The sequence below is a fragment of the Streptomyces sp. C1-1 genome (genome assembly GCF_050214755.1).
In the GTDB taxonomy this organism is placed as follows: Bacteria; Actinomycetota; Actinomycetes; order Streptomycetales; family Streptomycetaceae; genus Streptomyces.
This window is the reverse complement of sequence record NZ_CP189826.1, coordinates 4628754-4643533: the sequence shown is the minus strand read 5'-3', so window position 1 is coordinate 4643533 and position 14780 is coordinate 4628754. Positions and strand designations below refer to the sequence as shown.

General features: G+C 71.9%; 13 protein-coding genes. 9 read left to right on the top strand and 4 right to left on the bottom strand.

The annotated features are described in order from the left end of the window. Positions 1–89: 89 nt before the first annotated feature. Positions 90–920: a hypothetical protein gene (locus tag ACQF4J_RS21215; protein WP_351574115.1), complete on the top strand. Its 831-nt coding sequence runs from the start codon at positions 90–92 to the stop codon at positions 918–920. A gap of 12 nt (positions 921–932) precedes the next feature. Here ACQF4J_RS21215 and disA read toward each other — a convergent pair whose 3' ends face one another. Beyond that, positions 933–2057 (bottom strand): DNA integrity scanning diadenylate cyclase DisA, encoded by a 1125-nt coding sequence (gene disA / locus ACQF4J_RS21210; RefSeq protein WP_351574117.1) that lies wholly within the window; start codon positions 2055–2057, stop codon positions 933–935. 80 nt (positions 2058–2137) lie between these two features. Continuing rightward, positions 2138–3547 (bottom strand): DNA repair protein RadA, encoded by a 1410-nt coding sequence (gene radA / locus ACQF4J_RS21205; RefSeq protein ID WP_351574120.1) that lies wholly within the window; start codon positions 3545–3547, stop codon positions 2138–2140. 218 nt (positions 3548–3765) lie between these two features. Between radA and ACQF4J_RS21200 the strand changes: the two genes are divergently transcribed. Continuing rightward, positions 3766–5463: a BACON domain-containing protein gene (locus tag ACQF4J_RS21200; RefSeq protein WP_351574123.1), complete on the top strand. Its 1698-nt coding sequence runs from the start codon at positions 3766–3768 to the stop codon at positions 5461–5463. 51 nt (positions 5464–5514) lie between these two features. On the opposite strand, the gene ACQF4J_RS21195 is transcribed toward ACQF4J_RS21200, so the two are convergent. After that, positions 5515–6396, bottom strand: a complete 882-nt coding sequence (locus tag ACQF4J_RS21195; RefSeq protein ID WP_427166494.1) for a hypothetical protein — start codon at positions 6394–6396, stop codon at positions 5515–5517. A 71-nt stretch (positions 6397–6467) separates the two neighbouring features. Here ACQF4J_RS21195 and ACQF4J_RS21190 point away from each other — a divergent pair, with 71 nt between their 5' ends. The 4 genes from ACQF4J_RS21190 (at position 6468) to ilvD (ending at position 10982) form a co-directional block, all read left to right on the top strand. Next, positions 6468–7400: a Ppx/GppA phosphatase family protein gene (locus ACQF4J_RS21190; RefSeq protein WP_351574129.1), complete on the top strand. Its 933-nt coding sequence runs from the start codon at positions 6468–6470 to the stop codon at positions 7398–7400. A 121-nt stretch (positions 7401–7521) separates the two neighbouring features. Further along, complete coding sequence (locus tag ACQF4J_RS21185) at positions 7522–8343, top strand: sugar phosphate isomerase/epimerase family protein (RefSeq protein WP_142154288.1); 822 nt, start codon at positions 7522–7524, stop codon at positions 8341–8343. Next, complete coding sequence (locus ACQF4J_RS21180; protein WP_351574135.1) at positions 8340–8951, top strand: TetR/AcrR family transcriptional regulator; 612 nt, start codon at positions 8340–8342, stop codon at positions 8949–8951. The genes ACQF4J_RS21185 and ACQF4J_RS21180 overlap by 4 nt, the downstream gene beginning before the upstream one ends. A gap of 177 nt (positions 8952–9128) precedes the next feature. Next, entirely contained in the window at positions 9129–10982 is a 1854-nt protein-coding gene (gene ilvD / locus ACQF4J_RS21175; protein WP_351574138.1) for a dihydroxy-acid dehydratase, read from the top strand. Between the two features lie 82 nt (positions 10983–11064). Here the strand turns inward: ilvD and ACQF4J_RS21170 are convergent, their stop codons facing one another. Beyond that, a complete protein-coding gene (locus ACQF4J_RS21170; protein ID WP_427166491.1) occupies positions 11065–13173 on the bottom strand; it encodes a serine/threonine-protein kinase in 2109 nt (702 codons plus the stop codon). A 182-nt stretch (positions 13174–13355) separates the two neighbouring features. Here ACQF4J_RS21170 and ACQF4J_RS21165 point away from each other — a divergent pair, with 182 nt between their 5' ends. From ACQF4J_RS21165 to ACQF4J_RS21155, 3 genes are all read left to right on the top strand, one after another. Further along, positions 13356–13679, top strand: coding sequence for an SH3 domain-containing protein (locus ACQF4J_RS21165; RefSeq protein ID WP_351574144.1), 324 nt, complete (start codon positions 13356–13358; stop codon positions 13677–13679). A gap of 84 nt (positions 13680–13763) precedes the next feature. Then, positions 13764–14051: an SH3 domain-containing protein gene (locus tag ACQF4J_RS21160; protein ID WP_351574201.1), complete on the top strand. Its 288-nt coding sequence runs from the start codon at positions 13764–13766 to the stop codon at positions 14049–14051. A 43-nt stretch (positions 14052–14094) separates the two neighbouring features. Next, entirely contained in the window at positions 14095–14598 is a 504-nt protein-coding gene (locus ACQF4J_RS21155; protein WP_427166489.1) for an EamA/RhaT family transporter, read from the top strand. Positions 14599–14780: the final 182 nt, after the last annotated feature.

Here is a 14780-nt window from a genome sequence, read left to right as displayed (position 1 = left end):
TTCGTCTCCGGGATGATGATCCGGAAAAGTTGCGGCAGTGGCGGCGGGTACGGCAAGAGAAGGCGCCGATCTCTCGTACAGTTTGCGCCGTGGGATCTCTGCGCAATCCTGTCGGGCCGCTTCCCTCCACCATCTACTGGCGCCGGAGGGTCGTACTGCTGTCCGTGCTGGCCCTGTTGGCGCTGCTGATCACGTGGATCGTGACCTCGGGCGGCGGGGGCGGCAAGAAGGACGACGGGGCGAACGGCAAGACTCCCGCGCCCACCATCAGTGCGGGGCCGTCCGGTTCGGGGCCCGCGATCAGCCAAGCCCCGGGCGGGCGCGACGAGTCCAGCGGCGGTGGCTCCGGTTCGGATGCCGGGGGGTCGGGCTCCGCGGGGAGTTCTGGCTCCGGCGGTGACGGAACCGGCTCCGGGTCGGGGGCGGGTGGCTCCTCGGGCGCGGGCGGTACGAGCGGTGGTGGTTCCGGGAGTGGGGTCGGGCAGGGCGACACCGTGCCCGCCGGGTCCACATTGCCCAACTGCACCGCCAGTGCCGTGAAGTTGAGTGTGCGCAGTCTGCACAACTCCTACAGCCCCGGCGACACCGTCACGCTGCTGGTGACCGCCAAGAACTCCGCCTCCGGCGACTGCAAGGTCGATCTCGGGCCCAAGAGCGCGGTGTTGGCGATCTCCAAGTCGACCGACAGCGCCGATGACTACTGGTCCTCGGCGGACTGTCCCAAGACCGCGGGCAGTCTGCTGTTCCGGGCGCCCGCCGGGAGCAGCATCACCTACATCGTGAAGTGGGACCGCAAGCCGAGCGCCCCGCAGTGCGCGACGCCTCCGGCGGGCTCGGCCGGGGCCGGGACCTACCTGGTGGAACTGGCCGCGCCGGGGTACGGCAAGACGCAGACGTCCTTCGTGCTGAAGAACGACTAGGGAAGACCCCGGTCAGACGTAGCGTTCCAGGATCGAGCTCTCGGCCAGGCGGGACAGGCCCTCGCGGACGCTGCGTGCGCGGGCCTCGCCCACGCCGTCCACCGTCTGGAGGTCGTCCACGCTCGCGGCGAGCAGCTTCTGCAGGCCGCCGAAGTGCTCCACCAGGCGGTCGATGATCGCGCCGGGGAGCCGGGGGACCTTGGCCAGCAGCCGGAAGCCGCGCGGGGAGACCGCCGAGTCCAGGGACTCCGGAGAACCCGTGTAGCCCAACGCCCTGGCCACCGTGGTGAGCTCGAGGAGCTCGGCGTGGGTGAGGGCGTCGAGTTCGTAGAGGGCCTCGTCGACGGTGCGGGAGCGCTTGGCCGTCGGTTCGGGGACGTAGTCGCGGACCACCAGCTCGCGCTCGGGTTCGACGCCGGCGATCAACTCGTCCAGCTGGAGGGCGAGGAGACGGCCGTCGGTGCCCAGTTCGACCACGTATTCGGCGATTTCGGTGGCGATGCGGCGGACCATCTCCAGGCGCTGGGCCACCGCGGAGACGTCCCGGACGGTGACGAGGTCCTCGATCTCGAGGGCCGAGAGCGTGCCGGCCACCTCGTCCAGGCGGAGCTTGTAGCGCTCCAGGGTCGCCAGGGCCTGGTTGGCGCGGGAGAGGATCGCCGCGGAGTCCTCCAGGACCCGGCGCTGGCCGTCGACGTAGAGGGCGATCAGGCGCATCGACTGGGAGACGGAGACCACCGGGTAGCCGACCTGCTTGGAGATGCGGTCGGCGGTGCGGTGGCGGGTGCCCGTCTCCTCGGTGGGGATCGTCGCGTCCGGTACGAACTGGACGCCCGCCCTGAGGATCTTGGACAGGTCGGAGGAGAGCACGATGCCGCCGTCCAGCTTGCACAGCTCGCGCAGGCGCGTGGCCGCGAACTCGACGTCCAGCACGAAACCGCCTGTGCACATGGCTTCGACGGTCTTGTCGAAGCCGAGCACAATGAGTCCGCCGGTGTTGCCGCGGAGCACGCGCTCCAAGCCGTCACGCATCGCCGTGCCGGGTGCCACCGCGCTCAGCGAGGCGCGCATCAGGCCATCGGCACCGGAACTCCCGCCGGACTTTCCGGGAGCTGCCGCCCGGTCGTTGGCTGCCACTGCACTCCTCCGGTCGCAGGTTCTGGGGCGCCCCCGTGTCGCACATTCGGTCGTACGGACGGGCGAGACCTGGGCAAAGTCTACCGGCGGTCCTCCTCCTCCCGTGGGGCCTCTCGCCGACGCGAGCGCGGAAGGACCCGCAGAGCGTCTCCTATGTCGGCGACTTCCAGGACCTTCATGCCGGCGGGGATCTTGCCGGGATCGCCCGGAACGAGCGCGTGCGTGAAGCCCAGACGGTGTGCCTCGGAGAGCCGGCGCTGGACGCCCGTGACCCGTCTGACCTCGCCCGCGAGGCCGACTTCGCCGATCGCGACCAGGTTCTTCGGCAGCGGGGTGTCGCTGGCGGCGGAGGCCAGGGCGAGGGCGATGGCGAGGTCGGCGGCGGGCTCGGAGAGCTTCACGCCGCCGACCGTCGCGGAGTAGATGTCCCGCTTGCCGAGCGCGCTGATGCGGCCGCGCTGCTCCAGGACCGCCAGCATCATCGAGACGCGGGACGTCTCGAGACCGGAGGTGGTGCGGCGGGGTGAGGGGATCTGCGAGTCGACCGTGAGCGCCTGGACTTCGGCCACCAGGGGGCGGCGGCCCTCCAGGGTCACCGTCAGACAGGTGCCAGGCACCGGTTCGTCACGTCGTGTCAGGAAAAGTCCGCTTGGGTCGGCGAGGCCCGTGATGCCCTCGTCGTGCAGTTCGAAGCAGCCGACCTCGTCGGTGGCGCCGTAGCGGTTCTTGACGCCCCGGACCAGGCGGAGGCGGGCGTGGCGGTCGCCCTCGAAGGACAGGACGACGTCCACGAGGTGCTCCAGGAGGCGGGGGCCGGCGATCGCCCCGTCCTTGGTGACATGGCCCACGAGGAGGGTGGACATGCCGCGCTCCTTCGAGGCGCGGATGAGGGCGCCCGCGACCTCGCGGACCTGTGCCATGCCGCCGGGCGCGCCGTCGATCTCGGGGGAGGCGACCGTCTGCACCGAGTCCAGGATGAGGAGGGACGGCTTCACCGCGTCCAGGTGGCCGAGAACGGCGGCGAGGTCGGTCTCGGCGGCGAGGTAGAGGTGGTCGTCGAGGGCCTTGATGCGGTCGGCGCGCAGGCGGACCTGGCTCGCCGACTCCTCGCCCGTGACGTAGAGGGTGCGGTGTTCGTCACTGGCCGACTTGGCCGCCACGTCGAGCAGGAGCGTCGACTTGCCGACGCCGGGCTCGCCCGCGAGCAGCACGACGGCGCCGGGCACCAGACCGCCGCCGAGCACGCGGTCCAGCTCGGGCACGCCGGTCGAGCGGGCGGTGGCCTGGCGGCCGTCGACCTGACCGATGGGCACGGCGGAGGTGGTGACGCGGCCGGGTGTCGTCGTACGGACCGCGGGCGCGCCGTACTCCTCGATCGTCCCCCACGCCTGGCACTCGGGGCAGCGACCGAGCCACTTGGCCGTCTGCCAGCCGCACTCGGTGCAGCGGTAGGAGGGCCGGTCCTTGGTGGTCTTGGTACGGGCAGCCATGCCGAGAACCGTAGCTCGCCGCACTGACAACGGGCGGGCGCGTCCCCGGAGCACCGGCCGGCCTCGCGGAAGGCGCCCCCCATGAATCGGCCACTCAGCCTCGAACCGGCCATGGAACGAAAGGTTCCTGTACTCGATTGAGGGATCGTTTCACCCGTACGGAGTAAATGTGCTCAAGAGGGCAGAAGTGCCTGCTCCCGGGCGCCTACCTTCCACGGATGATGAGCAGCAGTCCGGAGACCTCGACCCGCACCACCGGCGCACACCGGGCGCGCCGAGAGGCGCGTGACCGCACCGCCGCGCGTACCTTGGCGCAGCGACCGCCCGCGCGCTACGAGCCGTATCTGGACGGGCTCTTCACCTACTGCCTGTCCGTGCTGTGCGACCACGACAGTGCCACCGAGGCCCTCGGCGACGTCCTCGCGCTCGCCGAGAAGCGCGGCGGCCCGGAGGCGGCCGGTGACCGCCGGGCCTGGCTGTACGCCCTGGCCCGCTGGGCGTGCCTGCGCAAGCTCGCCGAGGCCAAGCAGAAACGTCAGGGCACGCACGCGGCGGGCAGACACGGCGGCGAGAAGCCGCCCCCGGGCCCACCCGTCTGCGAGGAGGTCCAGGAGCGGCGCCGGGGCCAACTCGCACAGCTCGCCTGGCCGGAGGCGGCCGGAACCACCCCGGAGCAGCGCGAGGCCCTCGAACTCGCCGTGCGCCACCACCTCGCCGCCCACGAGGTCGCCGCCGTACTCGGCCTGGACCTCGCCGCCGCCCGTGAACTGCTCGCCTCCGCCGCCTGCGAGGTCGAGCGCACGCGCGCGGCCCTCGCGGTCGTGGAGACCGGCGGCTGCCCGGCGGTGGCCCGGCTCGCCGGTGACCACCAGCTGGTGCTCAGCTCGGCGGTGCGCAAGGAACTCGTCCGGCACGTCGACGACTGCCCGGTCTGCCGGCGCGCCGCCGAGCGCGCGATCCCGGGGAGGTGGCCCGGCGCGATGGTCACTCCGGCCGAACTGCCGGTGCTGGAGGCGCCCCGCGCGGCCCTGCACGTCGCGCTGGCACATCACGCACGCACGCGTGGCGCCACCCTGCCCCGCTTCGACCGGCGCGGCTTCCCCATGGACCCCAAGGACCGGGCCGCCCGCCGCGACCGGCTTCGCGCGCGTGCCGTGACGACGACGGTCGTGGCCACCGTCGTGGCGGCCCCGGTCCTGGCGCTCTGGGCCGCCTACCGGGCCGCCCCGGTGGGGGAGGGCACGGACGGCCGGTCCGCCAGCGCGAGTGAGGCGCACGGCGCCGACACCCTCGGCGGCGAGGCGGCCGGCGGCTACGAGAACGCCGGGAACGCCAGCGCCAAGCCCGACGGCCGCTTCGGCAAGGCCGCCAGGACGGACGTCTCCGTCGAGGTCATCGGCGTCGCCGGGGCCGGCGGGAAGGGCGCCGGCCGTCTGCAGGTGTCTGCCCGCAACAGCGGCGACACCACCCTCGTCACCCTCGCCGCGACCGGGTCCGCACCGGTGAGCTGGTCGGCGACCACCGGCGCCTCCTGGCTCTACTTCAGCAGGTCCTCGGGGACCCTCGCGCCGGGCGAGACGTTCACGATCAAGGTGTACGTCGACCATCTGCGCGAGCCGTCCGGCCACTGGAGCGCACGGGTGGCGATCTCACCGGCAGGCGCCGTCGTCTCCATCGACGGCTACGGCACCGCGCCCAGCCCCTCGGACCCGTCCGGCCCCTCCGACCCCGGCCCCACCGGTCCGGCCGACCCGCCGCCTCCGTCCGACCCCGACCCGACCGGTTCGGCGCCCTCGACCCCGAGCGACCCGCCGTCGTCCCCCGACCCCACGCCCACAGACTCCGCCCCCTCCGACCCGGGCGGCTCGACGCCGCCGCCGGGCGACAGCGGCACACCGAGCCCGTCCACGTCGTAGCCCTCGGTGGCCGCCAGGCGAGTCAGCTTCCCAACCCCCCGGACGGGCCGCTCACCCCGCCGGGTCGGCGGGGTGCGGTGCCAGCAACGGCAGCTGCGAGGCCAGCCGCTGCTCGCACAGCTCGACGAGACGGTCGTAGCCGGCCTTGCCCATCAGCTCGGTCAGCTCCGCCCGGTAGGACACGTACACGGGCTCGCCCGCGCCGTGCGCCGAGGTCGCCGACGTGCACCACCAGTGCAGGTCGTGGCCGCCCGGACCCCAGCCCCGGCGGTCGTACTCGCCGATGGAGACCTGCAGGACCCGGGTGTCGTCGGGGCGGTCGATCCAGTCGTAGGTACGCCGGACCGGAAGCTGCCAGCAGACGTCCGGCTTGGTCTCCAGCGGCTCGCGGCCCTCCCGAAGAGCGAGGATGTGCAGCGAGCAGCCCGCGCCGCCCGCGAACCCGGGCCGGTTCTGGAAGATGCAGGAGCCCTGGTACGGGCGGGTCTGGCGGTCGCCGTCCTCGTCCTCGGAGATCCAGCCCTGCGCCGTGCCCTCGGCATGGTGCTGCCAGATGTCCGGCGTGAGCCTCGCCACGTGCTCGGCGACGCGCTTCTCGTCGTCCTCGTCGGAGAAGTGGGCGCCCAGCGTGCAGCACCCGTCGTCCGCGCGGCCCGCCTGGATGCCCTGACAGCCGCTGCCGAAGATGCAGTTCCAGCGAGAGGTCAGCCATGTCAGATCGCACCGGAAGACCTGTTCGTCGTCCGCCGGATCAGGGAACTCCACCCACGCGCGCGCGAAGTCGAGGCCCTTCTCGTCGGCTTCCCGGGCTTTCTTCGACATCTTCACCGGCTTCGGAGTCTTCGGCTTCTGTGACTTCGCCCGCAAAGGACCCTCGGCGGCTGTGGCTGCCGCCGCCGACTTGTCGTCCTTTGCCTTTTTCGTCTTTGGCACAGGACCAGCCTAAGGCTCCCGCAGCCCCACCGAGGACGGAGTACGGCCCCGCTGGCAGTAGCGTTCCGTACATGAGACTCGGTGTCCTCGACGTGGGTTCGAACACGGTGCATCTGCTGGTGGTGGATGCGCACCCTGGCGCGCGACCGCTGCCCGCGCACTCGCACAAGACGGAGCTGCGCCTTGCCCAACTCCTCGACGACAGCGGGGCGATCGGCCCCGAGGGCATCGAGAAGCTGGTCGCCGTGATCCACGAGTGCCTGCAGGCCGCCGAGGACAAGGGCGTCGAGGAGATGCTGCCCTTCGCGACCTCCGCCGTCCGCGAGGCCGGCAACGCCGACGACGTCCTCGCGCGCGTGAAGGCCGAGACCGGCGTCGAGCTGGGGGTCCTCACCGGCGCGGAGGAGGCCCGGCTCACCTTCCTCGCGGCCCGCCGCTGGTTCGGCTGGTCCGCGGGCAAGCTGCTCGTCCTCGACATCGGCGGCGGCTCCCTGGAGATCGCCTACGGCATGGACGAGGAGCCGGACGCCGCCGTCTCCCTCCCGCTGGGCGCCGGCCGCCTCACCGCGGCCTGGCTGCCCGGCGACCCGCCCGGCCCGGAGCCGATAAGGGCCCTGCGCCGCCATGTGCGCGCCCAGATCGCCCGTACCGTCGGCGAGTTCAGCCGCTTCGGCGCCCCCGACCACGTCGTGGGGACGTCGAAGACCTTCAAGCAGCTGGCCCGTCTCGCCGGCGCGGCCAGGTCGACGGAGGGTCTCTACGTCCAGCGTGAACTGAAGCGGGAGACCCTGGAGGCCTGGGTCCCGAAACTGGCGGAAATGACGACGGCCCGGCGGGCCGAACTGCCCGGCGTGTCGGAGGGCCGGGCGGGCCAGCTGCTCGCGGGTGCCCTGGTCGCCGAGGGTGCGATGGACCTGTTCGGCGTGGAGTGCCTGGAGATCTGCCCCTGGGCGCTGCGGGAGGGCGTGATCCTGCGTCGGCTCGATCACATGGGGTCGGAGTAGGAGGCGGGGGCGCGGGGAACCGCGCGACACGCCACAAAACACCCGCACGCGCCCGTGGTGAACGCCACAACGGCGAATAGGTGCCCCGCACCCCGCCCACCGCACCCCGTAACCTGTCGGCATGGCGGAGCCAGTGTGCATCCCGGATGCGAAGGTCGCGCTGTCCACGGCCTCCGTGTACCCGGAGTCCACGGCGACGGCCTTCGAGATCGCCGCGCGCCTCGGGTACGACGGTGTCGAGGTCATGGTGTGGACGGACCCGGTCAGCCAGGACATGGAGGCGCTGCGCAGACTCAGCGACTACCACCAGATCCCGATCCTGGCGGTGCACGCCCCTTGTCTGCTCATCACGCAGCGCGTGTGGTCCACCGACCCCTGGGTCAAGCTCCAGCGCGCCCAGGCGGCGGCGGAGAAGCTGGGCGCGAGCACGGTCGTCGTCCACCCGCCCTTCCGCTGGCAGCGCCAGTACGCCCGTGACTTCGTCACCGGGATCTGGCGCATGGCGAACGAGACCGACGTGCGGTTCGCCGTCGAGAACATGTACCCCTGGCGCTACCGCGACCGAGAGATGCTGGCGTACGCCCCCGACTGGGACGTGACCAAGGAGGACTACCGCCACTTCACGATCGACCTCAGCCACAGTGCGACGGCCCGCTCCGACGCGCTGCAGATGGTCGACCGGATGGGCGACCGCCTCGGCCATGTGCACCTCGCGGACGGCAAGGGTTCGGCGAAGGACGAGCACCTGGTGCCCGGCCGCGGCTCCCAGCCCTGCGCCGAGCTGCTGGAACGTCTCGCCCGGACCGGCTTCGACGGCCATGTCGTCATCGAGGTCAACACCCGTCGTGCGATGTCCGGCGCCGAGCGCGAGGCCGACCTGGCGGAGGCCCTGGCCTTCACCCGCCTCCACCTCGCGTCCGCGGTGCGGGTGCCCCGGCCGTGACCGGACCCGAGGTCACCTCCCGGCGCCGGGGCCGGCGAACCCGCACGGAGTCCGCCGGCACCCGGGACCGCATCCTGACCGTGGCCCGCGAGGAGTTCTCCGAACGCGGATACGACAAGACGTCCGTACGGGGGATCGCGAAGGCGGCCGGCGTGGACTCGGCGCTGGTGCACCACTACTTCGGCACCAAGGAACAGATCTTCGCGGCGGCCATCGAGGTCGCCTTCGCGCCCGCGCTGAACGCGCCCGAGGCGGTGGCCGACGGACCGCTCGACGGCGTCGGCGAGCGCCTGACCCGCTTCGTCTTCGGCGTCTGGGAGAACCCCGCCACCCGTACGCCCCTGCTGGCGATCCTGCGCTCCGCCGTCAACAACGAGACCGCCGCCACCGTCTTCCGCCGCCTGATCGCCTCCCAGCTGATGCGCCGCGTCGCCGCCCAGCTGGACGCGCCGGACGCGGAGCTGCGCGCCGAGCTGGCGGCCGCGCAGCTGGTGGGGTGCGCGATGATGCGGTACGTGATCAAGCTGGAGCCGCTGGCCTCGGCGGACATCGAGCAGGTGATCGCGCGGGTGGCGCCGGTGGTGCAGGGACACCTCACCGGGTACTGAGCCCCAACGGCGGCGGTGCGGTCGCCAGGACGAAGACCACCGAGCCCGACCGAGTCCCTACGGCGGCGGCGCGGCCCTACGAGACGATCGTCCCGCATTCCGGACACCGCGTCCCGACCCCTGGATGACCGGCGTAGTCTCGGTAGCAGCCCTATCTGTCTGAAGGAGCGAGCGACGATGCCCGAGCTGAGGTCCCGCACAGTCACCCACGGCCGCAACATGGCGGGCGCCCGCGCCCTTATGCGCGCCTCCGGTGTACCCGGTGCGGACATCGGCCGCAAGCCGATCATCGCCGTCGCCAACTCCTTCACCGAGTTCGTCCCCGGCCACACCCACCTGCAGCCGGTCGGCCGGATCGTCAGCGAGGCGATCGTCGAGGCGGGCGGCATCCCGCGCGAGTTCAACACCATCGCCGTCGACGACGGCATCGCGATGGGCCACGGCGGCATGCTGTACTCGCTGCCCTCCCGCGACCTGATCGCGGACTCCGTCGAGTACATGGTCGAGGCGCACTGCGCCGACGCGTTGGTCTGCATCTCCAACTGCGACAAGATCACGCCGGGCATGCTGAACGCGGCGCTGCGCCTGAACATCCCGACGGTCTTCGTCTCCGGCGGACCGATGGAGGCCGGCCGCGCGACCCTCGTCGACGGCACCGTCCGCACCCTCGACCTGGTCGATGCGATCTCCGACGCCGTGAACGACAAGATCTCGGACGAGGACATCCTCCGTATCGAGGAGAACGCCTGTCCGACCTGCGGCAGCTGTTCCGGCATGTTCACCGCCAACTCGATGAACTGCCTGACGGAGGCCATCGGCCTCTCCCTGCCCGGCAACGGCTCGGTGCTGGCGACCCACACCGCGCGCAAGCAGCTCTACGTCGCCGCCGCGCGGACGGTCATGGACATCACCCGCCGCTACTACGAGCAGGACGACGACACGGTCCTGCCCCGCTCGATCGCGACCTTCTCCGCCTTCGAGAACGCGATGGCCCTGGACATCGCGATGGGCGGCTCGACCAACACGATCCTGCACCTGCTGGCCGCCGCCCAGGAGGCCGGCGTCCCGTTCGGCCTCGAGGAGATCAACGAGGTCTCGCGCCGGGTGCCGTGCCTGGCGAAGGTGGCCCCGAACGTCGCGAAGAACCGCACGTACTACATGGAGGACGTGCACCGCGCCGGCGGCATCCCGGCCCTGCTCGGCGAGCTGCACCGCGCCGGCCTGCTCAACGAGGACGTCCACTCGGTCCACAGCCCGTCCCTCGCGGACTGGCTGAAGACCTGGGACGTGCGCGGCGGTTCCCCCTCGCCCGAGGCGGTCGAACTGTGGCACGCGGCCCCCGGCTGCGTCCGCTCCGCCGAGGCCTTCTCCCAGTCCGAGCGCTGGGAGGCGCTGGACGAGGACGCGGCGGAGGGCTGCATCCGCTCCGCCGAGCACGCGTACTCCAAGGACGGCGGCCTGGCGGTCCTCAAGGGCAACCTGGCGGTGGACGGCTGCGTGGTCAAGACGGCCGGCGTCGACGAGTCGATCTGGACCTTCGAGGGCCCGGCGGTCGTCTGCGAGTCGCAGGAGGAAGCGGTCGAGAAGATCCTCAACAAGCAGGTCACGGACGGCGACGTGGTCGTCATCCGTTACGAGGGCCCCAAGGGCGGCCCCGGCATGCAGGAGATGCTCTACCCCACCTCCTTCCTCAAGGGCCGCGGCCTCGGCAAGACCTGCGCCCTGATCACCGACGGCCGCTTCTCGGGCGGCACGTCGGGCCTGTCCATCGGCCACGCCTCCCCGGAGGCCGCGTCCGGCGGCACGATCGCGCTCGTCGAGGACGGCGACCGCATCCGCATCGACATCCCGAACCGCACGATCGAGCTCCTGGTCGACGAGGCCGAGCTCGCGCGACGGGACGCGGCGCTGGGCGGCACGTACGCGCCGAAGTCGCGGGAGCGGAAGGTGTCGGCGGCGCTGCGGGCCTACGCGGCGATGGCGACCAGCGCGGACAAGGGCGCGGTGCGGGACGTGTCCAAGCTGGGCTGACCCCCTGCCCGAACCCGACTCAGGGGCCGCCTCCACCACGGGGGCGGCCCCTTCGCGTCCCGCCGCGCCGGAGGCGCCCGCGCTACCAGGCGGCGGGATTCCGGGAGTCGACGGAGAAGACGGTGCCGTCGGGGGCGGAGGCGTAGATGTGGGGGCCGGAGATCTGGGGCGAGGGCAAGGTGGCTGTGAAAGCGGCCGTGTCCGTGCCGAGCCGCGGTGAGGTCTGTCCGAGGAGCCGTCCCCCGGCGGCGTCCACGGCGAGCAGTCGCCCGTCGGCGGCGGTGAAATAGACCCGTCGGCCGTCGGTGACCGGTGCCGAGCCCCGGCTCACGGCGGTTTCGAGAGACCACAGCTGCTTGCCGGCGCCGGTGTCGACGACCGTCAGGGAACCCCCGGTGCCCAGGACGAAGACCAGGTTCTTGTGAACGGTGGCTCCCGCCTGTCCGAGCGGAACCCGCAGCGCCACCCGACGGGACACCTTCGTCTCCGGGTTGTAACGGATGACGGTGTCCGACGCGGCGCTCGTCCGGTCGACGGACAGGAACACGACGCTGCCTCCCGTGATGCCGACAGGGGTCAGACTGCCGTCGAGCAGCGCGTCCCAGCGGACGTCTCCCGTCGTGGCGTCGACCGCGGTGACGCGCGTCCTCGTCCCGTCCCCGGTCACCGTCGTGGCGATGGCCAGCGGACTCCCGGGGAATGACAGGAAGTACGGCTCGCTCAGCCCGGGTATCCGCCGGCTCCACCGCGTCGCTCCCGAGGCGCTGTCCACGCCGGTCACCTTGCCGTCGGCGCCGCTCAGCAGCAGCATGCCGCCCGCGTAGCGAATGCCGCGGTAGGCCGAGACGTCCAGACTCCACCGAGTCCTGCCGGACGACGGATCGAGCGCCTCCACACGCTTCCCGCCACCGGCCAGCACCTGCACCAGCCCACCCGAGACGACCGGCGCCGGGAGGGAGGGGCCGCTCAGGGGCAGGCTGCGCCGCCAGAGCACGCTGCCGTCGGCCGGACCGAGGGCGGAGACCAGTCCGTGCTGGACACACAGCAGTTTCCGCACGCCGAAGGTGCACTTGGGCACGCCGCTCGCCTTACGGGCCGGCTTCGTCGCCCAGGACTTGGGCTCCGGGGAGGCGGAGGGAGCAGCGGCGGCTTTCCGGTGCGCGGCGGCCTTGCCGTCGTCCGGCAACTGCGTCCAGGCGAGCCCGCCACCGACGACGAGAGCCAGCGCCAGGCCCACGAGGACGGCCCGCCTGCGACGGCGCCCCCTCACCGGTTCCGCCTGCCGCTCCTCCGCGTCCTGCGCGGGCGGCGCGGACGGGTCCGCCGACCGCTGCGCCGGTATGAACGCCTGCGTGTCGTACGAGGCCGCCACCGACCGCAGTTCCCGCATCAACTCGTCGGGTGTGGGCCGGTCCTCGGGTTCCTTGGCCAGGCACCGCAGCACCAGCGGCGCGAGATTCGCCGGTACGCCCGCCAGGTCGGGCTCGTCGTGCACCACCTGGTAGGCGACGATGTACGGGCTGTCGGAGTCGAACGGCCCGCGCCCCGTCGCCGCGTGCACCATCACCGACCCCAGTGCGAAGACGTCCGCCGCCGGGCCGACCTCCCGCGGACGCCGGAACTGCTCGGGCGCCATGAACGGCGGCGTCCCGATCAACTTCCCCGTCTCGGTCCGCAGTTCGCTGTCCTTTGGCCGAGAAATGCCGAAGTCGATGACCTTCGGACCGTCGTCGGCGAGTAGCACATTGCTGGGCTTCAGGTCCCGGTGCACGACGCCCACCCGGTGGATGTCGCGCAGTGCCTCGGCCAGCCCCGCCATCAGCCGGCGCAACTGAGCAGCGTCCATGGGCCCGTTCCGCTTCACATGATCGGAGAGAGTGGACCCGGGGATGAACAGGGTGGCCATCCAGGGCCGTTCGGCCTCCGGATCCGCGTCGACAACGGGCGCGGTGAAGGCCCCGCTGACCCGCCGAGCCGCGGCCACCTCCTGCCGGAACCGCCCCCTGAACTCGGGGTCCTTGGCGAACTCGGCATGGACGACCTTCACCGCCACCTTCATGCCGGAGGTGCTCCGCGCCAGGTGCACCACACCCATGCCGCCCGAGCCGAGGCAGGACTCCAGGCGGTAGTGACCGGCGTAGTCGGGAAGTTCCGCTTCCGCGCCCGCTCCGGTGTCGTGCTGTGGCGCCATGGAACCACCCCCGTGCTGTACGTCCGCGCGCGCGACGCACGGAGCCTAGTCGATGGGTCGTACGAGACAGAGGCGGCGTGCTAGCTTCCGCGTGCGAGTCGCGTATGTGTGTTTCATGGCGCGATTCAGGGGAATCAATGGGGCCCCATGGATGTCATGGGGAGCAACGGGGGAGGTTTTTCATGTCTGTTGACCACGTGGAAGAGGTCGAGGGCGGCGAGGAGGAGGCCGTGTCGACGATGGCCGCGGCGGCGTCCACGACGTATGCGATCGCACCGGGTGTCCGCCTCAACGTCCGCAGCGGCCCGGGTACCAGCTACCCCATCGTCCGTGTTCTGCCGGAGGGTTCGCGCGTCGCCATCCTCTGTCAGTCTCCCGGTACGTCCGTCACCGGCCCGTACGGCACGAGCAGCATCTGGGACTGCATCGGAAGCGACGAGTTCATCTCGGACGCCTACGTCCTCACCGGCAGCGACGGTTACATCCGCCCCCGCTGCGGCGGCTGACCGAACACCACGACCCGGAGGATGTCCATGATCTCCAAGAGCCGTCGGTCCGTCCTGCTCACGGCGGCCACCGGGGCCCTGCTCATGACGATGGGAGCGCTGGCCACCCCCGCGGCGGCCACCGTGCGGTACTACCCGATCGCACCGGACACCCGCGTCAACGTCCGCAGTGGTCCGGGCACCGGCTACTCCATCGTCCGCGTCCTGCCCGTGGGCGCCTCGGTCCCGATCTTCTGCCAGCGGCCCGGCACCACGGTCTCGGGCTACTACGGCACCTCCGATATCTGGGACAACATCGACAACGGCGAGTACATCTCGGACACGTACGTGAACACCGGCAGCGACGGATACGTGGCACCGCGCTGCTCCTAGGCCCGGCCGGAGCCCGCCCCCGCCCCACCGCCATAATCGTCCCGTGAGCGACGAACCCGGCACCCAGGACAAGGCGGGCTCCACCGGAGGCCCCCGGCCCGAGCCCCTGCGCTTCTTCGGTACCACCTGGGTGGACCACGACAACGGCTATCCCCTGCGCCGCGCCGCCGCGGCCGTCGGCTCGCTCGTCGCCGCCGTCGCCTCCTGCCTGGTCCTGCGCTTCGCCTTCCAGGGGCTGCGGATCGCCGACACCGGCGTCTTCGTGATGGTCCTGGTCGTCGTCATGTTCGCCGTGTGCAGCGCGCTGGCCTTCCGCAACACCTGGGACTCCTTCTCCCGCCGACCCGACCCCGACCGCCAGGCCTCCCTGCGCGGCCTGCTGGCCATCGGCTTCGTCGGCTCGCTCCTCGCCTACTTCTTCCGCTCCCTCACCGAGGCCCCCGGCGAGAAGCTCCACCGGCAGGAGTACGAGGCGGCGCGCGAGCGGCACGAGAAGCGCAGCACCCGCCGCACCGGCGACCCGTCCAAGAAGCGCCGCCGCTCCTGACGGCCCCGGCCGCCGCGGGCCGGCACGCCGAGCCCCCGGCACGCCCACGACCCGGCACGCCCACGGCCCGGCACGCCGAGACCCCGCCAGCCCGAGAAGCCCGCACGCCGAGAAACCCGCACGCCGAGACCCCACCAGCCCGAGAACCCCGCACGCCGAGACCCCGCCAGCCCGAGAAGCCC